Below are 21,287 nucleotides of genomic sequence, written 5' to 3' on the forward strand. Positions count from 1 at the left end.
AGGTAACATTCAGCTTCGGATCAATTGCCGTGGCATTTTCAATCCTCGGGATTTTCTGCTGTACATCGATCACCAATACTACAATAGACAGGAGGATCAACATGAAACTGAATGTTCCAAGGTATTTAGAAACTACCAAATTTTAATAAGAATTTAGTGGCATCATCTTTAGGAAGAACTGCTAAAATTATTGATAATTATACAAATAGATTATTACTTGAATCTCCATTGTATGAAGAAAACTTTGAGGCAGCCATAAAAGTTTGTTCGATATATATAAATAATATTAATAAAGATAATATTGAAGATAATATTGATACCTTAAAATCTCTTTTAAAAGAAATCAAAAACTTAAAGGATAATATACCTAATGCAATAAATGGAATGATGGGATTCTATGATGTTATACAAAACTGGCCAAATGTATATTCTGTCTTAACAAAATCAAGAAATAAACTTTTAAGTCAACTAGATTCTTTAAATTCAACATTAAAAACATCTTATAATTTAGCTAATGAACTTGAAGGTGAATTAGAATACAAGCTAAGACTACTTTAAAAATATATTTTAGAAAAACATAAAAAAGAGAAATAATAAAAGAACTGAAATAAAGCGCAAACTCAGGCTTCGTTAAGAATTTCAACCGAAGAATTTCTGAAGATGCTTCAGTAAAGATATTTCGGTGAACTATAAACAAAACCTAACGGATTTTAAAAACCCGTTAGGTTTAAAATTATTCCAGCACAACCTCACGCTCAATCTCAATCTCCTCCAAAAACACCGCATCATGCGAAATCACCACCAAAGTCCCACGATAATCCTTAATAGAATTCGTCAGAATTTCCACGTTTTGAAGGTCTAGATTATTCGTCGGTTCATCGAGGATGATTAGGTCAGGCGCTTTCTGGCTGATCGATAGTCCGCACAGCAGAAGGCGCAGGCGTTCCCCGCCGCTTAGGACACCGCAGTTTTTATCCCAGGTTTCCTTTCCGAACAGAAATCGGGCCAGTAAGGTTTTTACTTCCGGTTCCGGCAGGGCCCGGTCGTTAAACTGCTGAACAAATTCATAGACCGTAGACATTCTGTCGATTAAAGAATATTCCTGGTCGATATAAATCCACTGAAAATCCGGCCTTGTTATTTTCCCGACGGAAGGCTGCAGCTTTCCCAGCAACAGCTTGATCAATGTTGTTTTCCCGGAACCGTTGGAGCCTTTAATGGCGATCCGGTCACCGCTCCGGATTTCCAGACTGAGGTTTTCTTTCCAGAGATTAATTTTCTGATAGGCATAATTGATTTCCTCTGCCGAAATCAGGATTTTCCCCGAGTGGAGATTAGAATCATTGAAGTTCACTTTCATCTGGTCCGAATTTCTCACGGATGAACGCAGGTCCCTCAGATCATCGGAAATGGCATTGATCTTTTCGGCATGAACCGCTTTCAATTTGGAAGAATTGTTCTCCGCCTTATTCCGCATCGTGTTCATCATGATCCTGGCCACGCCCGATTTCTCCTGCCTGCCCTTCCCTCTCGCATCGAGCTTCTGCTTCCGTTCCAGCGTTTCACGCTCTTTTTCTTTTGCCTTTTTCAGGGCCCGCTCCCTGGAATGGATGTCATTCTGCAATGCCTCATTTTCAATTTCCTTTTGTTCAGCATAAAAGTCATAATTCCCGCCGTAGGTTGAAATTCCCCGGTTGCTCAGTTCAAAAATGGTATCCGCCAGGTTCAGCAAAGCACGGTCGTGGCTGACCATCACCACGGTTGATTTTGTTTTCCCGATAAAATCATACAGCAGGTTGCGCCCTTCAAGATCCAGGTGGTTGGTCGGTTCGTCGAGCAGAATAACATCCGGATTATTGATCATCATTCCGGCGAGGAAGACTTTGGTTTTCTGTCCGCCGCTGAGGCTGCCCAGCTTTTGAGTAAACTGCAGACTGCCGAGTTTCCAGTACTGCAGAGCCTGGAAAGAACGTTCTTCGATGTCCCAGTCGTCATTCAGCATTTCAAAATAAGCATTATCCACTTCCCCGGCGGTGATTTTCTGCAGGGCATTAAGTTTCTGATCTATTTTCAGGCATTCGGCGATGGTAAGGTCATCAAAATTTCCGAACATCTGCGGAACATAAAACAATTCACCTTGAACGGTTATATTTCCTTGCAAAGGCTCGATTTCGTCCGCCATCATTTTCAGCAGGGTCGATTTTCCTGTGCCGTTGTTCCCGACCAGGGCCGACTTCGAATTTGAAGGAATCGTTAAATCAATCGTATTAAAAAGCAGGTCTCCCGCCGGAAACCCGAAGGATATATGGTGTAGAAAAATCATGATTTCTTTCTTTAAAAAGTTAAAACTGCAACAACCCATCCGGGTATTGTCGATTATATCTGAAAGAAATTGAATTCTACATACTGGTATTTTTGTTTGCGAATGACAAAGTTAGGAATTTTTATTTATTTAAAAAATATTTGGATTTCATTATAAACTGACCATTCACTTGCGAAGCAAAATTCACTATTCACTTTAAGACCACCCCGTCAAAAATTCTCTGAATCTTTGCCACTCCTCCGACTTTCGAAGGGGAATTTCGGTTAAGGATATTGCTTCAGACTTTTGAAGGATATTATTTTGTTGGAATGCGTAAAGGCCCAATTTTTTCTTTTAAGATGGTGACGCTTTAAGGCGCAAAGAATCTGACGATGTTAAATTTTAATATCGCTAGTACTCACTCTAAAATTAATGTCAACGGTGCTCAATTTTATCAAAGATAATCCTCTCGCCTTACTACATGAAAGATTTTCAGAAACCTTTTGCAGCTTTGCTTTTTCCAACATCAACCTGCAGTACAGATTGACAATTCACCATTCACATGCAAAGCAAAATTCACCATTCATCACTCTTGCTTCCGGCTCATCAAAACTTTCATCAAAAATCCTTAACTTTGCTGCCTACTAAAAATTTTTATGGAGAGTATTAAAGTTCACGACAAAACTTTTGTTCCTTATCTGGAGGATGCCGAGATTCAGGAGATTGTAAAAGCTACGGCTTTAAAGATTTATGAAGACTATAAGGATGAAGTTCCCGTTTTTATCGGGGTACTGAACGGAGTGATCATGTTCTTTTCAGACCTTCTGAAGCATTATCCGGGAGAATGCGAGATTGCTTTCATCCAGATGAGCTCTTACGCAGGAACGGAATCTACCGGAATCGTTTACCAGAAAATGGAACTGACGAAAGATGTAAAAGACCGCCACATCATCCTTGTGGAAGATATTGTGGATACCGGGAATACGGTAGAAAGCCTTTTCAAATATTTTAACGAGACCCAGCGTCCGAGATCCGTGAAGATCGCCTCCTTCCTGTTGAAACCGGAAGTATACAAGAAAGATTTTAAACTGGATTATATCGGAAAAGAGATCCCGAATAAGTTTGTTTTAGGCTACGGACTGGATTATGATGAACTGGGAAGAAACCTGCCGAACCTGTACCAGCTGGCAGACGGACAGATCAACCATTAGTACGGCTATTAGCTTCTAGCTTATGGCTATTGGCTTTTAAATAAATATCTAAGAAAAGTAATTATTAACTAAACAAAGCTAAAAGCAAGAAGCCAGTCGCCAATTGCCAGCAGCGAAACAACATTATGATAAACATTGTTCTGTTCGGCCCTCCGGGAAGCGGAAAAGGTACGCAAGCACAAAACTTAATCGAGAAATTCAATTTGAAGCAGATCTCAACCGGTGACCTTTTCAGATTCAATATGAAAAATGATACCGAACTTGGGAAACTGGCCAAATCGTACATCGATAAAGGAGAATTGGTTCCGGATCAGGTAACAACGGATATGCTGATCGACGAGATCAGAAAGCCGACGGATACTGCAGGATTTATTTTTGACGGTTATCCTAGAACGGCGGTTCAGACCGAAGCACTGGAAAAGATCGTCAAAGAAGAATTGAATGACGAGATCGATGTTTGCCTTTCTCTGGTGGTGGAAGATTCTATTTTAGAAGAAAGACTTCTGAAAAGAGGAGAAATCAGCGGAAGATCAGACGACAGCAATGTGGAAATCATCCGTAACAGGATAAAAGAATACTACGCAAAAACTGCAGAAGTAGCCGAACTGTATAAGCAGCAGGGCAAATATGTGGAGATCAACGGTGTCGGAGACATCAACGAAATCTCTGAAAAGCTTTTTGCTGAAGTAGAAAAAGTAAAATAGTTAAAAGTTATGAGTGATGAGTTATAAGTTCTTACAATTCATAACTCATGCTTCATAACTCATAACTCATAATTATAAGAAATGTCAAATTTTGTAGATTACGTAAAGATTCATTGTAAAAGCGGGCACGGAGGAGCAGGTTCTGCGCATCTCCGCCGTGAAAAATATATTCCCAAGGGCGGACCTGACGGAGGTGACGGAGGCCGTGGAGGCCACGTGATCATGAAAGGGAATGCTAATGAATGGACTTTACTTCCCCTGCGTTATACCCGTCACGTAAAGGCGGAACGCGGGGAAAACGGAGGAAAAAACCAGCTTACCGGAGCTTACGGAGCAGATGTGTACATCGAGGTTCCGATCGGGACGATTGCCAAAAATGAAGACGGCGAAATCATCGGGGAAATTCTCGAAGACGGACAGGAAATCATCCTGATGGAAGGCGGAATGGGCGGAAAAGGAAACGAGCATTTCAAGTCATCCACCAACCAGACCCCGAGATTTGCACAGCCGGGAATGGACGGACAGGAAGGCTATGTGGTTTTCGAGCTTAAAATCCTTGCCGATGTAGGATTGGTAGGTTTCCCTAATGCCGGAAAATCTACGCTTCTGGCTTCTGTTTCTGCTGCCAAGCCGAAAATTGCCAACTATGCTTTTACCACCCTTACGCCCAATTTAGGGATTGTGGATTACCGGAACTATAAATCCTTCGTGATGGCCGATATTCCGGGGATCATCGAAGGCGCTGCGGAAGGTAAAGGTTTGGGACACCGTTTTTTAAGACATATTGAAAGAAATTCGATCCTTCTGTTTTTAATTCCAGCCGATTCTGAGGATCATTTCCAGGAATTTAAGATCCTGGAAAACGAACTGAAGGAATACAACCCGGAACTTTTGGACAAAGATTTCATTGTCTCCGTTTCAAAATCCGACCTCCTGGACGACGAGCTGAAAAAGGAAATCGCCGCTGAATTCCCTGAAAACAAACAGCCGTTGTTTTTCTCCGGCGTTACGGGAGAAGGGCTTATGGAACTGAAAGATGCGATCTGGAAACAATTGCATGGATAGAAGGTATTTCTTTTAACAATTATTTTGATCAGTCAGCTATGCTTTTCGCAAGGCAAAGCTTTATTAAAAAATAGACAGCCTCAGAACAGATTCTGAGGTTGAGTCTTTTGTAAGAAACAGTAAATTCAACACATCCGACCGTTATTCCAAGTTTATTTTAAAAACAATTCAAAGTTTTACAGAAGGTTTTACCGGTATAAACAATAGATTAAAGAAAGCCGCCGACAGCTTAGGCATAACGGAAAGCTTTTACAAAGGAGATTTTGATCACAACGGCCTAACCGATCTGATATTTATCGGAGACGATCAAAGCTGCCAGGGCACATCTCCAGATGCAAAAGAAACGTACTCCTGTGATTCGAGTATTAACCTTCTTCTGGACTTTGGAAATCATTATAAACGTACCTCTGTAAAACCGACGCGTTTCGATTTTGCTGTTCCTGTGATTATAAAAATTGACGGAAAGGATTATCTTAAAGTCATTACGGAAGAAACAGAAGAAAACCTGTATTCTGAACGATATGTTACTACCCATATGCTGGTTTCAAAAATTCTGGATTATCAATTTGATGGACTGGTAGAATATAATCCTAATCCTTCTCATCATTCCATACAGAAAATAGAATTCAGAACCGATATGTGTTATGGTACCTGTCCTGTATTTACTTTGAAACTCGATAAATCAGGATTGTCAAAATTTATTGCGGAGAATTATAATTTTTTTAAACGTGACGATCCGGACTTTGAAAAAAAATCGCACAAAGCCTTTAAAAAAGGAGAAGGCACTTTTGAAACCGGAATAAAAAAAGCCGATTCAAAATCTGGAAAATCTGTTGAACTACCTCAATTTTACCGAATTGAAAGAGCATTATGCTGTAAATTGGACAGACAGTCAAACCGCAAATTTAGTCATCACATATGATAACGGAAAGATCAAGAAAATTGAAGATTACGGATTATCCGGAACTTATGGTCTGAAAGTCTTGTATAACCTGCTTTTTGATGTAAGGTTTAATCAGGACTGGAAAAAAGTAAAATAGGTTATTTCCGGCAGATCAGCACTTTTTCATTCTGTGAATACCCATGATACGCATCTTCTGAAAAAGTCCGTACCGTTACCTGGAAACCGGCGTTTTTCAACCGCGATTCCAAACCTCTAACCGAATAGATCCGTACGTGATCTTCCTGCCCGAAATGCTTCAGCCTTTCTTCTGCAGTTGCTATCGAGTCATCTTCATAGATCTCCCCTTCTTTAAAAGGAGTTTGAATTAAAGCACTGCCGCCCTTTTTCAGAACCCGGTACAATTCGCTCATGGCTTTCTGATCATCGGTAATATGTTCTAAAATATGGTAACAGACAATCAAATTAAATTTTCCATCCTCCGCATCAATACAGGTAATATCGTAATGATAATCAGAGAGGAATTCGTTTTCGAAATCGGTAGGATAATAGGAAATGTCTTTTTTCTTCTTCCATTTTTTATACAGCATTCGGGATGGTGAAAAATCCAGAAAGGTAAAGCCGGGGTTCAGAAATTCACTTTCCAGCAGCATATTCAGCCGTCTTGTGCGGGGTAAGCTTCCGCAGACCGGACATATCAGCTGTCCGTTTTGCAGCCGGGCAAATTTCTTTAGCTTTGTTCCACAGATATTACATTCATGATCTTTTCCCAGATAGAAAGGTTTCAGAAGTTTCCTGAACTGGTCTTCATTGCGGATGAGAACTTCTTTAGGAATAATATTTTTAACGACGGATTTAAGGAAAGTATACATGCGTAATTTTTCTGACGTCAAAATAACAAAAATTTATCTGAATTTCTTTTTTAAATTTAATTTTGCCATAAACAACTGGCTGTAAGCCTATTACAAAATTTTTCCTTTTAAACCACATTAACAGAGTCTCAAATAGAGACTTTGGAACAATTATTGAGTGACTCCGGAAAATATAAACTATGAAATATATCCTGAGCCTTTGTTTGATGATCTTTATGTTTTCATGCAGCTCACAAAAAGCGAATTCCAAGTATTCTAAAATTGAGTATGAAGCAGGAGCCTGTTTCGGATCCTGTCCTATTTTTAAAATAACCATCAATTCGGATCGTACTGCCGTACTTGAAGCGGAACACTTCAACTTTTCGAAAAGTTTTTCCAAAGGCGAATTCGATAAGCCGCGGGAAGGAACTTTTAAAGGAACAATTAAAGAAGCAGATTACAATACCCTTATTGCGTTACTCGACAATTTGAATGTAAAAAGTCTTAACGAAAAATATGGTGAAAGAAACGTCACTGATCTTCCTACGTCGCATTTAAGAATAAATTATGCAGACGGAACTTCGAAACATGTAGAAGATTACGGAAAAAGAGGTACCGAAAAACTTGCCGAATTGTACAAATTCTTTGAAGACCTGAGACACAACCAGCAATGGACAAAAGTGAATTGATCCATTAAAAATATTTAAACTACCTTTGCAAAATATAATTCCTTCATTTTGAAGGAATTTTTATGTTAATTATAAAAACAATTCATTTGAATTTTACAGACTTACACTTAATAGAACCTATTGCAAAGGCAATTCAGGAACAAGGATATACCAACCCTACCCCAATTCAGGAAAAATCGATTCCCGAGATCACCAAAGGCAGAGATTTTCTGGGGTGCGCACAGACAGGAACAGGAAAAACGGCTGCTTTCGCGATCCCGATCCTTCAGAACCTTTCCAAAAATAAATTTTCGAACAACCATATCAAAGCCCTGATCCTGACGCCGACCAGAGAACTGGCTATCCAGATCGAGGAAAACATCAAAGCTTACGGAAAATACCTGCCGCTGAAACACCTGGTGATCTTCGGAGGAGTAAAGCAGGGTAATCAGGAAGCTGCCCTGAAAAAAGGAGTGGATATTCTGGTAGCTACGCCGGGAAGGCTTTTGGACTTTATCGCCCAGGGAATCATTAGCCTGAAAAGTCTTGAGATTTTTGTGCTGGATGAAGCCGACCGGATGCTGGATATGGGTTTTGTGCATGATGTGAAAAGAGTCATCAAGCTTTTGCCACCGAAAAGACAGACTTTGTTTTTCTCGGCGACGATGCCGGCGGAAATCCAGAAACTGGCAGATTCTATCCTGAACAACCCGGTAAAAGTGGAAGTTACTCCCGTTTCATCAACGGCTGAAACCATCAAGCAATCGGTTTACTTTGTGGAAAAAGACGATAAACTGAATCTTTTAACGCATATCTTAAAGAACGATATTTCCGATTCGGTATTGGTATTCTCAAGGACTAAGCACGGTGCGGACAAAATTGCCCGTAAGCTTCAGAAAGACAATATATCCACGGAAGCCATCCACGGAAACAAATCACAGAACGCCCGCCAGAATGCGCTGAATAATTTCAAATCCGGCAAAACGAGGGTTCTGGTAGCTACTGATATTGCTGCCAGAGGAATTGATATCGATGAACTGAAATACGTTGTTAATTTTGAGCTTTCCGACGTTTCAGAGACCTATGTCCACCGGATTGGAAGAACGGGAAGAGCCGGTGCAGAAGGGACCTCCATTTCATTCGTAGACAGTTTGGATTTGTTAAACTTAAAAAATACGGAAAAACTCATCGGGATGAAAATTCCGATCGTTAAGGATCACCCGTTCCATACGGATGACCTGGTTGCTCAAAAGAGAGATTCCAACAATAAGCCTTTCACACCAAGACCAAAACCGGCAAATCCGGCGCAGCAGAGAAAAGACGCAAGCTTTAAAAAACCGAAAAATAAGAGCAATTTTTCGAGAAAGAAATAATCAGGAAACCTAATCTAAATTCAGATTAGGTTTTTTTTGGTATTGCAATTATTCAGTCACCCTGTAAAGCTTTTTCTTATTCAAAAATATCTTTTCATAATATTGGTATGAAATGTGAGCTGTAATCACAGTAATAGCTATAACGGATAAATAACTAGAAAGAATTATAACGGTATCATTGATCCTGAATCTTAATAATATTTTCAGGAAAATAAAACCTATCAGCTGCATGACCACCACGTGATACATATAAATCCCATACGAAATTTTGCCTAAATAGATTAACGTTTTATTCTCAAAAAAAGGAATTGGTTTACGAACAAAAACAGTAATAAAATATCCGAATAGCAGCATGCTGAAAATAAAGTATAACGGCTCAGAAAAATAATCAACAAAAATGTCTGTTGTAAAGAATAGAATTATTAGTATGTAAACGACAGCATCCGTTAATTTCTGAAACCTATAATTTTTAAAGTTTTGTAAAGAACACCAGCCAGCAAAAGTAAAATAAAAAAAAATCATTTTATAATCTTTCAAAAATACAAGGTCAGAAAACTCATAAAGATAAACTAAAATAAAACTGAGTATGATAAAAAATGCTTTGTAATATTTTTGTGGAATAAGAGCAAAAAGCGGTGCGGTTAGTAAATAACACTGCTCTTCAATCCCTATGGACCAAAGTATTTCCAAAATTCCGCCAGGGCTGTCAAGCAGAAGAAGATTCGGAAAAAATGTAATCAGAAGAAGGATCCCTTTTACCAAATCGTAACTTCTTTCCACCGGTATCCCGATTGCAGGTAGAAATAGGTTATAATAAAAAAGCCCGATAAAGACAACCAGATAATAAACGGGAAAAATTCTCAGGATTCGTCTAAGATAGAATTTTTTTAAATCAATTCTGTCATTTTTAATTTTCTCGTCATACAGTTGCCGGAAAATAAGAAATCCGCTTAACGAAAAAAACATAAAAACAGCTTCGGTCCCTTTGTGAAAGATCGGCCAATCATTAAATGAGCTTATTTCCCGCTTGCTGAAAAACTGGGGAATATGAAATATCATTACCAGAAATGCCAGAAAAAATCTCAGCGAAGTTATATTCGGTAATACTTTCATTGATGTTAACGCTTGTTGAATATTTTTTTCGCATTTTCCGTCGTCATCCTGTCGATCTCTGAAAAATCAGTTTTATAAATATTCACCAGCTTTCCGGCTATCAGGTCCAGATAAGAGCTTTCGTTACGCTTTCCCCGGTACGGGACGGGTGCCAGGTATGGGGAATCGGTTTCCAACACGATGTTTTCCAAAGGAATTTCATTCAGGAACTGGTCGATCTTCCCGTTTTTAAAAGTGACCACCCCGCCGATTCCCAGGATAAAATTCAGATCAATGGCATGTTTCGCCTGTTCGAGGTTTCCTGAAAAGCAATGAAAAATCCCTCGAAGTTTGGGATGCTTTTTTCTTTCCAATACTTCAAACGTTTCATTAAAGCTTTCCCGGGTGTGAATAACAATGGGCAGGTCCTTTTCAATGGCCCAATCGATCTGCTGCTCAAATGCTTTTACCTGAATATCAAGAGTCGATTGATCCCAATAAAGATCAATCCCGATTTCCCCAATGGCCGGAAAAGCCCTTTGATCAAGATAGTTTTTAACCATTTCCAGTTCTTTTTCCCAGGTCTCCGGTTTTACGTAGCACGGGTGCAGCCCCATCATGGAGAATATATGATCCGGATAATCTGCTTCCAGATGCAGCATTTTTTCATGGGATTCCGAATCAATAGCCGGAAGGTAAAATCGGGTTATTCCTTTATCCAACGCTCTTTGAATGGCTTCTTTCCGGTCTTCATCAAATTCTTCTGCGTATAAATGGGTATGGGTGTCAATCATTTTCTTTAAAATTTTAATAAATCTTTATAAGGGTTTTCAAGTCCCAGCAATATTCCGAAAGCCGGTTCCGTCTTGAAACCCTGTTTTTTCAATGCAATTATTTCGTTTCTAAAACCTTCTCCTTTTTCCTGTAATATTCTGTATTCGGCCATCATGTGGCGGTAGGCATTCTGCTCAATAACAGGCTTATTCTGGCCGAAAATTTCAATGATGAATCCTTCCAGCATAAAATTGGCGACTACGGCTTTTTCTCCGTTTATTTCAAAGCTTTCAACTTTTATGTTAAATTCCGAAAAATAACCCGCTAAGAATCTCTCAAACTCCATCTCGTCCTTTACTTCACAGATTACATCGAGATCACTTTCTTCAATATCAATTCCGATCGGGATGGTTCCTGCTAAGACCGGAGACCAGGCTTTTAACTTTTCAAAGAGGCGAAATCCGGAAAGAACGTCGTAAGCTTGTTTCTGTCTTTCGTTTCCGTTTTTCAGGTAATCAATGTTATTAAAATCAATCATTTCTTTGCTGAGGATTTCAGGATTCGCTGAATCGGGCATTGATATGATTCAGAACTTCCCGGGTTACATCTTTCCCGCCCGTAAAGTTTTTGTAGAAAGAAACCAGGCTGAAAATCGGTCCGAACGGAATTCCCCACCATCCGAAAAATAAAGTCAGCAAAGAATATTTCCAGCTGTATTTAGAGGAGGCTTCATCTGCTTTTATAAAATAGATATCGCTCGTCCTTCTTGAGGTAATGACGATCACCGATATCGTGTAGGAAAAGACAACAAATTTAGCTCCTTTCTGTAATTCATCATTTATCCGGGCTGGAGGGAGACCTTCTGTGTTTCTGATTTGGACCATTGGTTTTTAGAATATGGTGTGCTTCACTTTTTTCCGTTGGTTTTCAATCCTCTCGTTCAGTTTTTCTTTAAACTGAATGTACTTGGGATCTTTTTCATCACTGCTCCGGTGTTCCAGTGCTTTGAAAATTTTAAAATTCTCTTTTATAAATTCTTTGGTTTCATCCGAAAAATAAGCGTTGCCGAACTTTTCAAAAATATAATTAACAGCCTGTTCCGTAGGATGGATCATATCTTCCTTGTAAAAACGGTAATCCCGGAGATCGTCTACCAGTATTTCATAAATGGGCAGATAATGGCAGTAATCCAGCCCTTCAGTCATTTCATGGACCGCAGTAATTAGCTTCGATTTACTCAGTTGATTTTCGATCATCCCGTCTTTGGTATGGCGGACCGGCGATACTGTAAATAGAATCTGAACATTGTCCTTACAGATATCTTTCAGGTTTAGAACGGTATCGTAAATAGAATCCGTGAGTTCCTGATGTGTCAGTAATCTCTTTTCAAAGAATTTTTGGGGAATGCGGTGGCAGTTGGCTACCAGTTTATTTTTCGGGACAAATTCATAGATAAAAGAAGTTCCATACGTAATGATTACCCAATTGCTTTCCTGAAGAAACTGATTGCCTTCCGTGATCCGGGTATTGATCTTATCCAGTGTCTGATGAACATAACGGGTATCGAAACTGGTATGGTGATCCAGCGAGATAAATTCTTCATCAAAAGCAATCAGGTCCTCCTCGACATAAAATTCGGAATCATGCAGCTTTTTTATTGAATTGCTGATTGAAAACGGATTGAAAATCGTTCCGAAAGGGTTATTAACCGCCTGCAGCTGTCCCTGCTTAAACAGATCAGACATTTCCGAAGCAAAACAGGATCCTATTGAAAATATCTTATCTTCAATACCAATTTTCTTTTCTGATTCTTTAATATCAACTTCGGTCCGGAATTTCATTTATTCAATTTGAAAATGGGTCAATTTGAAAATTAAAGAATTTTATTCACTTCAAATTAACTGATTATCAATTATGATTCTCTTCTCAACAGGTAATTGGCCAGCTCTATAAAAGGTTTTTTCTTCTCTTCAGGAATATCGATTTTCTGAAGGTAGCTCTGTCCGATTTCATTGTGCTTTTCAATTAACCGCAACGCTTTCTCATCCACTTTCGTTCTTCTGAAAATCTTTTCAACCCCGTATACTTTATCGATATTGTCCGTTTTTTTAGAATACCAGTAATCCAGCTCCTTTCTTTCTTCTTCGGTGGCATGCTCTCTTGCCAAAAGATAAAGAACCGTTTTTTTGTTTTCATAAATATCTCCGGCATGCTTTTTCCCGAACTGCGCCTGATCTCCGAATACATCAAGGTAATCATCCATGATCTGGAATGCGATACCGATATGCTTTCCGAAGTTGAAAATGGCTTTGGCATCTTTGAAGTTGGCCTTGGCAATCAATGCGCCGATCTCAAATGAAGACGCGCTTAAGACCCCGGTTTTATACGTAATCATCCTGATGTAATCATCAAAGGTTACATCTTCCTGGGTCTCAAAATTGATATCGTATTGTTGTCCTTCACATAAAAGGAGACCGGTATGGGTAAAAATCCGGATACAGGCCTTGAAAATTTCAGGTTCCAGATCCTCAAAGAATTTATAGGCCTTCAGCATCAATCCGTCCCCGGAAAGAATCCCCACATTAATACCGTGAAGGGTGTGAATCGTCGGCTTATTTCTTCTTAAAGGCGCTTCATCCATGATATCATCGTGGATGAGGGTGAAATTATGGAAAAATTCGATTGCCAGTGCAGGCTTTATGGCCTCTTTCAGATTACCGCCAAACAAATCGCACGCCATCAGAACCATGATGGGACGAAGACGCTTGCCACCGTGGGAAATAATGTAGTTCATCGGTTCATACAATTCCGCCGGCTTGTCTTTAAAGGTATATTTGGCAATGGCATCCGCAACAATCTGCTGGTATCGGTCTAAAAATTCCATAAATTCTAATAGTTTAAACAAAAATACAATTTTTCACGGCTTTATAAAACAAAAAACTTTGCCCGAATGAGCAAAGTTTTTATATGATTTAAAAATAATCTTTAGGATAAAAAGGTAACCGCTAAATACGTGATCCCTGCCACAATAGCAGAAATCGGAATGGTAAGGACCCATGCCCAAAGAAGGCTTACGGTAATTCCCCAACGTACGGCGGAAACCCGCTTCGTCAAACCTACCCCGATGATCGAACCTGTGATCGTATGTGTTGTAGATACCGGAATCCCGAAGTGGTCTGTAATGAATAACGTAATCGCTCCTGCAGTCTCAGCACTTACGCCTTCCAGAGAAGTTACTTTCGTGATTTTGGTCCCCATGGTTTTGATGATCTTCCAGCCACCGCTCATGGTACCTAAAGCAATTGCAATAAAGGAAACCAACGGCACCCAGATGTAATGCTGTGCGAAGTAATCGAAACGGTCTGCAGACGGGATATTCAGATACTGCGTATCCTGAAGCATATTTACATGGTAATAAATTACAGCTGCTCCGATAATCCCCATTACTTTCTGTGCATCATTAAGGCCGTGCCCTAAGCTGAATAGTGCCGAAGAAGCCAGCTGCAGTCTCTTGAATGACTGGTCCGCCTTATGAGGATTCGATTTTTTATAAAGATGAACAATAATTAAGGTAATAATGATCGAAATAATCATCCCGATAATCGGAGCCATAAAGATGAAAAGGAAAATAGGAATTACCTTATCAAATTTCACAACGCTCTGTTGGGTTACCTGCGTAAAAGCCTCTTTCACGGTTTCCCACATTCCAAGGCCCGGCTGTGCTGCTGCAATGTCATGATAATCCATCATGAAAGCATGCGTCAGGGCAGCTCCCAGAAATCCTCCGATCAGGGTATGCGAAGAGGAAGAAGGAATACCAAACCACCACGTTAAAAGATTCCAGGCAATTGCCGCGACAAGACCTGAGAAGATCACCTCAAGAGTGATAAAGTTTTCGTTAACCGTTTTGGCAATCGTATTACCAATTTTAAATTCTCCGATGATGTAAGCTGCAATAAAGAAAGCGGCAAAATTCCAGAGGGCAGCCCAAAGAACGGCCTGGAACGGAGTTAGAACTTTTGTAGAAACAATAGTCGCAATTGAGTTGGCCGCATCATGAAAACCATTGATGTAATCGAATACTAAAGCCAATGCAATAATAACTATAAGTAAAATCGGAAATTCCATTGTTTAATTATAATTATTAATTAAGCGTATTTAATCATGATGTTCTCAATTGTATTGGCAACATCTTCTGCTTTGTCTGTTACTACTTCAAGATAATTAAGTACGGATGAAACTTTGATAATGTTGATCGCATCGTTGGTTTCAAATAATTCCACCATCGAGTTGGACAACAGATCGTCAGCGATATTTTCAATAGAATTTACTTTGATACAGGCTTCTTTCACCTGCTCCATGTTTTTGAAACCTTTCAGGTTCTTCATGGCATTCTGGATCTCCAGGCATGCTTTATGGATCAGTAATGAGAAATCAGAATACGCCTTCATTTCAGGCGATTTGTATAAGAAAATATATTTGGTGGAAGCGTAGATATAATCTGCGATATCATCCAATCCGGTAGCCAGTGTATGGATATCTTCCCTGTCGAACGGCGTAATGAAGTTTTTCCCCAATTCTACGAAGATCTCGTGGGTCAGCTCGTCGTTTTTGTGTTCAAAGTCGCTCATTTTTTTCAGCATGGAATCATCATTCAGATCAAAATCCTTGATTCCGTGGTTGAACTCCTCAGACATAGCCACAAGGTTTTCTGTTACTTTTTCGAAAAGCACAAAGAAGATTTTATCTTTCGGTTGAAAAGCGTGGAAAATATTACCAATTCCCATTGTAAAGTTTTTATAATTCGTGTGCAAATTTCTTAAAAAACCCCCTTACCTGAAACAATACAACATTAAGTTTTGTTAACATTCGCTTAAGTACTGATTATCAAATAAAAAAACCGGCAAAAATGCCGGTTTTAATCTATTTTCGGAAGAAATTAATTGGCCTCTTCAGCCCTCATTTCCTTACCTCTGAATTTCATGGTAGAAATATTGCTCAGCAGGTCTCCTTTAAACGACTTTTCGATTTCAAAGAAAGAGAATTTCTCTAAGATTTCGATATCGCCGATTTCTGCTCTTTTTTTGGTTTTGCCGTTGGATGTTGCCTTGTTAATGATATCCAGTACATCAAGTTTCTTCAGCTGGTCTTTTTTACCAAGATTGAAGAAGAACCTTACCATATTTTCATTTTTTCTTCTCGGTTTTCCGCCGCGCTCTCTCCTTTCTCCTCTGTCGCTTCTTTCTCCTCTGTCACGGTCCCTGCCTCTGTCACGGTCTCTTCTGGAACCTCTGTCATCATCTCTGCTGCTCAGTTTCTGTTCCATCAGGTCATGTCGGTCTTTATAATACAGAGCCAGGTCTTTCAGCTGGAACTGCAGCAATTTATGAGCAAGCTCCTCTTTGGTGAATGCCGATAAATCCGGGATCAGGGAATCATCAAACTCAAAGAAATCTTCATGAATTTCGAAAAGGCTTTCGAAAACACCTCCTACCTGAGCTTTGATAATGTCTTCCCCTGTAGGGATCTTTGCTTCATTGATTTCGATTTTGGTAACTGATTTGATCTGCTTCAGCTTTCTGCTTTCTTCAGGCTTGATCAGGGAAATTGAAATACCGTCTTTTCCGGCTCTTCCCGTCCTTCCGCTTCGGTGAACGAATACTTCAGGATCATCAGGCAATGAATAATGAATTACGTGTGTCAGTGAGTTTACATCCAGTCCTCTCGCTGCAACGTCCGTCGCCACCAGGATATCAATGTTTTTCAGTCTGAATTTCTTCATGACCGTATCCCGCTGTGCCTGGGAAAGGTCTCCGTGAAGCGCATCTGCTGCATAGCCGTTCTGCATTAAGAAATCGGCAACTTCCTGGGTTTCCATTCTTGTTCTGCAGAAAATAATGGAGTATTGATTAGGGTTTGAATCGATCAGTCTTTTCAAAGCCTCCTTTTTCTGACGGTAACCGGCTACGTAATATTCGTGTCTGATGTTCTTCTTAACTTCATTAATAGAACCCACGGAAATACGGTGAGGTTTGGTCAGGTAATTTTTAGAGATTCTTTCTACTTCTTTGCTCATCGTAGCAGAGAAAAGGAAAGTCTGTTTTGTTTCAGGCGTTTCGCTGAGGATGGTTTCCAGTTCGTCTTTAAAGCCCATGGAAAGCATCTCGTCGGCCTCATCCAGTACCAGCCAGTGGATGGCAGAAAAGTCCAATGCTTTTCTGTTGATCAGGTCGATTACCCTACCCGGAGTTCCCACAATGATCTGCGGTTTATCCTTCAGGGATCTCATTTGGTCCATAATACTGCTTCCACCATAAACGGCTGTCGTTTTGATGTCTTTCATGTACTTGGAATAGTTTTTTATGTCTTTAGCAATCTGAAGACATAATTCCCGTGTCGGACAAAGCACCAAGAGCTGGATTTTGCGACTCGTTTCGTCAATCATATCCAAAATCGGAAGCGAAAATGCTGCTGTTTTGCCTGTCCCCGTCTGCGCAAGTGCGATCAAATCGCGAATATCTGAAAGAATGAAAGGGATCGTCTGTTTTTGGATTTCTGTCGGGCTTTCGTAGCCCAGTTCGCCAATTGCCTTAAGAATATCAGGACTTAAATTGGTCTCCGTAAATAAATTCATTAAATATTATAAAATTTCTGCAAAGATACAATAAATATTGATTTGTTTTTGAATAAAGTTCTAAATATACAAACTTTAATTCAGAATCCTGTAGCGATTTCTTAATTTTTAAAAAATTTACTACAAAAAAACATACCTCAAGTTAAAAAAATGTTAACCATTATTTTTGTTTGTTAAATTAGATTGATTTTTTTCAGGCTATTGATGAATTTTCAGAAATCACATTAAGAATAGTTTTTGTAATTTTGAAAGAACACCGCTGAGCCATCAGCCATCAACACTTAAATAAAACAAAATCACATGCCGTCTACCCTTTCTCCTGAAGTTTTTGAATTCCTGAAAAACCTTACCCGAAACAACAGCCGCGAATGGTTTACCGAAAACAAACACTGGTATACCGAATCGCAGCAAAACGTCATTTCTTTCCTGGAGGATCTCATCAGGGAAATGTCCGGATTCGATGAAGAACTGGCAAAAATCGATGCCAAAAAGTCGTTGTTCAGGATTTATCGGGATACAGGGTTCTCCAAAGATAAAATTCCTTATAAAACCAATTTCGGCGCATCGCTGGGTATGGGAAAAGGAAGCCAGAAAGGCGGGTATTACCTCCATCTGGAGCCCGGAAAATCCTTTATCGCCGGCGGAATTTATATGCCGGAATCATCCGTCTTAAAGGAACTGAGAAAGGAAATTTCTTTATATGCCGAAGACTTTCTTGCGGTTATCAACGACAAAGAATTTAAAAAGTATTTTCCGGAACTGGACCAGGAGGACAAACTGAAAAAGATCCCGCAGGGTTTTGAAAAAGATGACCCGATGGCCGAATACCTCAAGCTTAAAAATTTCATCGTGGTGTACGGCCTGAAAGATGAAGAAGTCTTTGCTAAAAATGCCGTGAAAAACCTTACGGGAACCTTTAAACTGATGAAGCCGCTGAACGATTTTCTGAATGCACCGCTATTATAGGGGTGAATAGTAAATTTTGCTTTGGCAATGAATGGTGGATTTATTTTACACGCGGTATTGGAAAACGCGAATACACAATAAGGTTTTTGAAGACTTCATTTTATAAATCACAAGAGCTCTATCTCTGATGTAATTGAGGGCCGCTTATTTCGGAAAAACATAAAATTTTAAAAGCATAATCAGTGTTGTGGAAATTTGACATCGTTAATTCCTTGCGCCTCGTATTCATTGCTTTTGTCGTAAATACTTGCGACTTCGCGTTTTCCAACCCAATTAAAAGTATAAAGCAACTGCCATATATTTCAGGCTTCAACCTGAATACACGTAACAAGCGACAAGACTATGTCGTTTTTTTAAATACAGATTAAACACTGATTATCAACCATTTATATTTCACTATTTTTAACAGTAATTTAACATTTTTGCTTATATTTGCGGATTAGTCAAAAATCCTGCCATGTCCCTGTACCAGAAAATCGCCGAAAAGCTGCAATATATCAGCCCGAATTTTTACAAAGAACGGTATTTTAAAAGCTTACATCATCTGACGAAAGAGAATTTTTCTGCCCGCAATGTAGAGCCGGAACTGGTATGGATCAAGGATTTTTTACCTAAAAATGCAGTGATTCTGGATATCGGGGCAAACGTCGGGACTTTTCTTTACCAGCTGGAAAAAAAACTGAACCATGAATCGATCTATGCTTTCGAGCCCAACAAAAAACTATACCGCCGCCTGAAAAGGCTGTTCCCTTCTATGAGGGTGCTTCCGCTGGCGCTTTCCGATGAAAACACTACCGCCGAATTTAAAGTGCCTGTGATCAACGGAAAAACGGTGGCATCGAGAGGAACGCTCAACACCGGGTATAAGGAAAAAGGAGAAGAGAAAAGCTATACTGAAAAGGTAAAAGTGATCAAACTGGATGACTGGGCTGCCATCGAACATTTCAACAGACTGGACTTCATTAAAATCGATGTTGAAGGCAATGAAATGAAAACGCTTCTCGGAGCCAAACAAGTCATCCGCCGGTATGCACCGACGCTGATGGTGGAAATGGAGCAAAGGCATCATGAAACGCCGATCTGGAAAGAGATTTCCGAGGTGGAGTCCTGGGGTTACGACGCCCACTATTTAAACAGGCATCATTTTGAGCTTGAAAAACTGACAGAGGAAATCCTTCTGAAAAACACAGTCGATGAAAAAAATAAAACGGAATACATCAACAATATTATTTTTATTCCCAAAAGCCAATAAAAGATGAGTGTAGTAGCGAGACAGGGATTTAAATATTCTATTATTGGCTATATCGGTTTTCTGCTGGGCACAGTCTCGGCCATTTTTATTTTTCCGAACGATTTTGAGTTTTACGGCAAGCTGCGGTACAGCATGCAAACGGCGGAGATGCTGGTACCTTTTGTCGTATTCGGAATTTCGTATGCGAACGTGAAGTTTTTCCACAGCGTACAGAAAGACGGGAAAAACCAGAACATGCTGTCGTTGTCCCTGCTTACGGTAGTCATCAATTTCCTGGTCTTCTGCGGGATCTTCTTTATCCTCCCCCACTTTTATCCGAAGTTCCTGAAAACACAGGCCTGGAACATCAAAGAAATTATCCTGCCGCTGATTCTGGTGTTATCTCTCTGCGCAGTTTTTAATAAGTATACTTCCAACTATAAACGGATTGTTGTCTCGAATATTTTCGATAATCTTTTTCCTAAAATAGCCAACCTGGGGGCATTCTGCCTGTTTTTTTATTTTGCGATGTCGCAGCAGGTGGCCCTGTCCTTTTTCTTCGGAATCTTTACCCTGATGCTTTTCGGGTATATTTATTACACCAATAAACTGGAAAAGATCAATCTGGATTTTAATACGGATTATTTTAAGAAAGACAGCTTCTGGAAGGAATTTGCCAACTACAGTTTTTTCGGCTTTTTAGGGACTTTCGGGAATTACCTGGCGATCAACAGTTTTATGATCGGCGAATATATGGGAATGGAAGAAAACGGGATCTACTCTACCCTGTACGCCCTGATTTCCCTGATTTCCATTCCGCAGCTGGGACTTTTTAATATTTCTGCTCCGATTATCAGCCAGTATCTTGCGGATGGCGATATGGAAGGGCTGGACCGGTTCCATAAAAAAACGTCGCTCTCTCTGTATTTCCTGGGTGCTGTTCTGTTTTCCTGTATTATGGTCGGATTCCCTTACCTCACGCACTTTATGCCGAAAAACGGGATGATGCTCCGCGAGTATGAACCGGTGGTCTGGATCTGGGGATCTGCAGTTTTGATTGATCTGGCAACAGGATTTAACGGAAATATTATTTCCCTTTCCAAATACTACAAATTCAATATCCTGGTGATGCTCCTGCTGGCAGGGCTTACCATTGCACTGAATTTCTATTTCCTGAAAAATACAGACCTGAAACTGATCGGGATCGCCCTTTCAACGGCTATTTCCCTGACCACCTATAACGTGGTGAAAATCGTATTTAATTACTTCATGTTTAAAGTATCGCCTTTAACGATCGAAATGATTTTCGTTTCCATTATCTGTACCCTGGCAATTACGGTAGCGATTGTGCTGCCGAATTTCAGCAATAATTTTATCAACCTGATTTACAAGCCGGCAGTCGTTCTTTTACTGATTTTTATCGGGAATTATTTCACGAAAATATTTCCGGTTGAAAATTACCTGAATAAAAATTTTATTAAAAGTATTTTTAAGTTTAAATAACAAAGGGTTAAG

Annotated in this window: 21 protein-coding genes; 10 read left to right on the forward strand and 11 right to left on the reverse strand. The window is 39.7% G+C overall.

The annotated features are described in order from the left end of the window. Positions 1-156 precede the first annotated feature (156 nt). The gene (locus tag FY557_RS11315) at positions 157-558 is read left to right on the forward strand and encodes a hypothetical protein (RefSeq protein WP_149247362.1); all 402 of its coding nucleotides are present in this window, start codon (positions 157-159) and stop codon (positions 556-558) included. Between the two features lie 175 nt (positions 559-733). Here FY557_RS11315 and abc-f read toward each other — a convergent pair whose 3' ends face one another. Beyond that, positions 734-2,323: a ribosomal protection-like ABC-F family protein gene (gene abc-f, locus FY557_RS11320; RefSeq protein ID WP_149247363.1), complete on the reverse strand. Its 1,590-nt coding sequence runs from the start codon at positions 2,321-2,323 to the stop codon at positions 734-736. Between the two features lie 635 nt (positions 2,324-2,958). Between abc-f and FY557_RS11325 the strand changes: the two genes are divergently transcribed. From FY557_RS11325 to FY557_RS11340, 4 genes are all read left to right on the forward strand, one after another. Continuing rightward, positions 2,959-3,513: a phosphoribosyltransferase gene (locus FY557_RS11325; RefSeq protein WP_149247364.1), complete on the forward strand. Its 555-nt coding sequence runs from the start codon at positions 2,959-2,961 to the stop codon at positions 3,511-3,513. A gap of 125 nt (positions 3,514-3,638) precedes the next feature. After that, positions 3,639-4,217, forward strand: coding sequence for an adenylate kinase (locus FY557_RS11330; protein ID WP_149247365.1), 579 nt, complete (start codon positions 3,639-3,641; stop codon positions 4,215-4,217). 81 nt (positions 4,218-4,298) lie between these two features. Further along, the gene (gene obgE, locus FY557_RS11335) at positions 4,299-5,282 is read left to right on the forward strand and encodes a GTPase ObgE (protein ID WP_149247366.1); all 984 of its coding nucleotides are present in this window, start codon (positions 4,299-4,301) and stop codon (positions 5,280-5,282) included. Between the two features lie 442 nt (positions 5,283-5,724). Beyond that, a complete protein-coding gene (locus FY557_RS11340) occupies positions 5,725-6,204 on the forward strand; it encodes a DUF6438 domain-containing protein (protein ID WP_149247367.1) in 480 nt (159 codons plus the stop codon). A gap of 119 nt (positions 6,205-6,323) precedes the next feature. Here FY557_RS11340 and FY557_RS11345 read toward each other — a convergent pair whose 3' ends face one another. Continuing rightward, positions 6,324-7,055, reverse strand: coding sequence for a class I SAM-dependent methyltransferase (locus tag FY557_RS11345; protein WP_149247368.1), 732 nt, complete (start codon positions 7,053-7,055; stop codon positions 6,324-6,326). 179 nt (positions 7,056-7,234) lie between these two features. On the opposite strand from FY557_RS11345, the gene FY557_RS11350 reads away from it, so the two are divergent. Together FY557_RS11350 and FY557_RS11355 are read left to right on the forward strand one after the other, a co-directional pair. Next, entirely contained in the window at positions 7,235-7,723 is a 489-nt protein-coding gene (locus FY557_RS11350) for a DUF6438 domain-containing protein (RefSeq protein ID WP_149247369.1), read from the forward strand. 86 nt (positions 7,724-7,809) lie between these two features. Beyond that, positions 7,810-9,075 carry a DEAD/DEAH box helicase gene (locus tag FY557_RS11355; protein ID WP_149247370.1) on the forward strand — a complete coding sequence of 422 codons (1,266 nt, stop codon included), beginning with the start codon at positions 7,810-7,812 and terminating at the stop codon, positions 9,073-9,075. Between the two features lie 48 nt (positions 9,076-9,123). On the opposite strand, the gene FY557_RS11360 is transcribed toward FY557_RS11355, so the two are convergent. From FY557_RS11360 to FY557_RS11400, 9 genes are all read right to left on the reverse strand, one after another. Beyond that, positions 9,124-10,188: an acyltransferase family protein gene (locus FY557_RS11360; protein WP_149247371.1), complete on the reverse strand. Its 1,065-nt coding sequence runs from the start codon at positions 10,186-10,188 to the stop codon at positions 9,124-9,126. 5 nt (positions 10,189-10,193) lie between these two features. Continuing rightward, positions 10,194-10,961 carry a TatD family hydrolase gene (locus tag FY557_RS11365; RefSeq protein WP_149247372.1) on the reverse strand — a complete coding sequence of 256 codons (768 nt, stop codon included), beginning with the start codon at positions 10,959-10,961 and terminating at the stop codon, positions 10,194-10,196. A 5-nt stretch (positions 10,962-10,966) separates the two neighbouring features. Next, positions 10,967-11,518: a DUF4269 domain-containing protein gene (locus FY557_RS11370; protein ID WP_228451773.1), complete on the reverse strand. Its 552-nt coding sequence runs from the start codon at positions 11,516-11,518 to the stop codon at positions 10,967-10,969. Continuing rightward, positions 11,496-11,825: a hypothetical protein gene (locus tag FY557_RS11375; RefSeq protein WP_149247373.1), complete on the reverse strand. Its 330-nt coding sequence runs from the start codon at positions 11,823-11,825 to the stop codon at positions 11,496-11,498. Before FY557_RS11375 ends, FY557_RS11370 begins: the two co-directional genes overlap by 23 nt. A gap of 6 nt (positions 11,826-11,831) precedes the next feature. Continuing rightward, on the reverse strand, positions 11,832-12,782 hold the full coding sequence (locus FY557_RS11380) for a GSCFA domain-containing protein (protein ID WP_149247374.1): 951 nt from the start codon (positions 12,780-12,782) through the stop codon (positions 11,832-11,834). A gap of 71 nt (positions 12,783-12,853) precedes the next feature. Next, positions 12,854-13,825, reverse strand: coding sequence for a polyprenyl synthetase family protein (locus FY557_RS11385; RefSeq protein WP_149247462.1), 972 nt, complete (start codon positions 13,823-13,825; stop codon positions 12,854-12,856). A gap of 101 nt (positions 13,826-13,926) precedes the next feature. Next, positions 13,927-15,069, reverse strand: a complete 1,143-nt coding sequence (locus FY557_RS11390) for an inorganic phosphate transporter (protein ID WP_149247375.1) — start codon at positions 15,067-15,069, stop codon at positions 13,927-13,929. A 20-nt stretch (positions 15,070-15,089) separates the two neighbouring features. Then, positions 15,090-15,728 (reverse strand): DUF47 domain-containing protein, encoded by a 639-nt coding sequence (locus tag FY557_RS11395; protein ID WP_072962479.1) that lies wholly within the window; start codon positions 15,726-15,728, stop codon positions 15,090-15,092. A gap of 152 nt (positions 15,729-15,880) precedes the next feature. After that, positions 15,881-17,575 carry a DEAD/DEAH box helicase gene (locus FY557_RS11400; RefSeq protein WP_149247376.1) on the reverse strand — a complete coding sequence of 565 codons (1,695 nt, stop codon included), beginning with the start codon at positions 17,573-17,575 and terminating at the stop codon, positions 15,881-15,883. A 300-nt stretch (positions 17,576-17,875) separates the two neighbouring features. Between FY557_RS11400 and FY557_RS11405 the strand changes: the two genes are divergently transcribed. From FY557_RS11405 to FY557_RS11415, 3 genes are all read left to right on the forward strand, one after another. Further along, on the forward strand, positions 17,876-18,541 hold the full coding sequence (locus FY557_RS11405; protein ID WP_149247377.1) for a DUF2461 domain-containing protein: 666 nt from the start codon (positions 17,876-17,878) through the stop codon (positions 18,539-18,541). Positions 18,542-18,998: 457 nt separating this feature from the next. After that, a complete protein-coding gene (locus FY557_RS11410; RefSeq protein ID WP_149247378.1) occupies positions 18,999-19,793 on the forward strand; it encodes an FkbM family methyltransferase in 795 nt (264 codons plus the stop codon). Between the two features lie 3 nt (positions 19,794-19,796). Then, positions 19,797-21,275, forward strand: coding sequence for a lipopolysaccharide biosynthesis protein (locus FY557_RS11415; RefSeq protein ID WP_149247379.1), 1,479 nt, complete (start codon positions 19,797-19,799; stop codon positions 21,273-21,275). Positions 21,276-21,287: the final 12 nt, after the last annotated feature.

Source organism: Chryseobacterium sp. SN22 (genome assembly GCF_008329705.1).
In the GTDB taxonomy this organism is placed as follows: domain Bacteria; phylum Bacteroidota; class Bacteroidia; order Flavobacteriales; family Weeksellaceae; genus Chryseobacterium.

Bases quoted from the DNA above. Each gene is read 5' to 3' on its own strand.
- FY557_RS11330 (WP_149247365.1), top strand. From the start codon at position 3,639: ATGATAAACATTGTTCTGTTCGGCCCTCCGGGAAGCGGAAAAGGTACG.
- FY557_RS11325 (WP_149247364.1), top strand. From the start codon at position 2,959: ATGGAGAGTATTAAAGTTCACGACAAAACTTTTGTTCCTTATCTGGAG.
- FY557_RS11395 (WP_072962479.1), bottom strand. From the start codon at position 15,728: ATGGGAATTGGTAATATTTTCCACGCTTTTCAACCGAAAGATAAAATC.
- FY557_RS11365 (WP_149247372.1), bottom strand. From the start codon at position 10,961: ATGATTGACACCCATACCCATTTATACGCAGAAGAATTTGATGAAGAC.
- FY557_RS11345 (WP_149247368.1), bottom strand. From the start codon at position 7,055: ATGTATACTTTCCTTAAATCCGTCGTTAAAAATATTATTCCTAAAGAA.
- FY557_RS11375 (WP_149247373.1), bottom strand. From the start codon at position 11,825: ATGGTCCAAATCAGAAACACAGAAGGTCTCCCTCCAGCCCGGATAAAT.
- FY557_RS11400 (WP_149247376.1), bottom strand. From the start codon at position 17,575: ATGAATTTATTTACGGAGACCAATTTAAGTCCTGATATTCTTAAGGCA.
- FY557_RS11370 (WP_228451773.1), bottom strand. From the start codon at position 11,518: ATGCCCGATTCAGCGAATCCTGAAATCCTCAGCAAAGAAATGATTGAT.
- FY557_RS11390 (WP_149247375.1), bottom strand. From the start codon at position 15,069: ATGGAATTTCCGATTTTACTTATAGTTATTATTGCATTGGCTTTAGTA.
- FY557_RS11360 (WP_149247371.1), bottom strand. From the start codon at position 10,188: ATGAAAGTATTACCGAATATAACTTCGCTGAGATTTTTTCTGGCATTT.
- FY557_RS11380 (WP_149247374.1), bottom strand. From the start codon at position 12,782: ATGAAATTCCGGACCGAAGTTGATATTAAAGAATCAGAAAAGAAAATT.
- FY557_RS11405 (WP_149247377.1), top strand. From the start codon at position 17,876: ATGCCGTCTACCCTTTCTCCTGAAGTTTTTGAATTCCTGAAAAACCTT.
- FY557_RS11385 (WP_149247462.1), bottom strand. From the start codon at position 13,825: ATGGAATTTTTAGACCGATACCAGCAGATTGTTGCGGATGCCATTGCC.
- FY557_RS11350 (WP_149247369.1), top strand. From the start codon at position 7,235: ATGAAATATATCCTGAGCCTTTGTTTGATGATCTTTATGTTTTCATGC.
- obgE (WP_149247366.1), top strand. From the start codon at position 4,299: ATGTCAAATTTTGTAGATTACGTAAAGATTCATTGTAAAAGCGGGCAC.
- FY557_RS11415 (WP_149247379.1), top strand. From the start codon at position 19,797: ATGAGTGTAGTAGCGAGACAGGGATTTAAATATTCTATTATTGGCTAT.
- abc-f (WP_149247363.1), bottom strand. From the start codon at position 2,323: ATGATTTTTCTACACCATATATCCTTCGGGTTTCCGGCGGGAGACCTG.
- FY557_RS11410 (WP_149247378.1), top strand. From the start codon at position 18,999: ATGTCCCTGTACCAGAAAATCGCCGAAAAGCTGCAATATATCAGCCCG.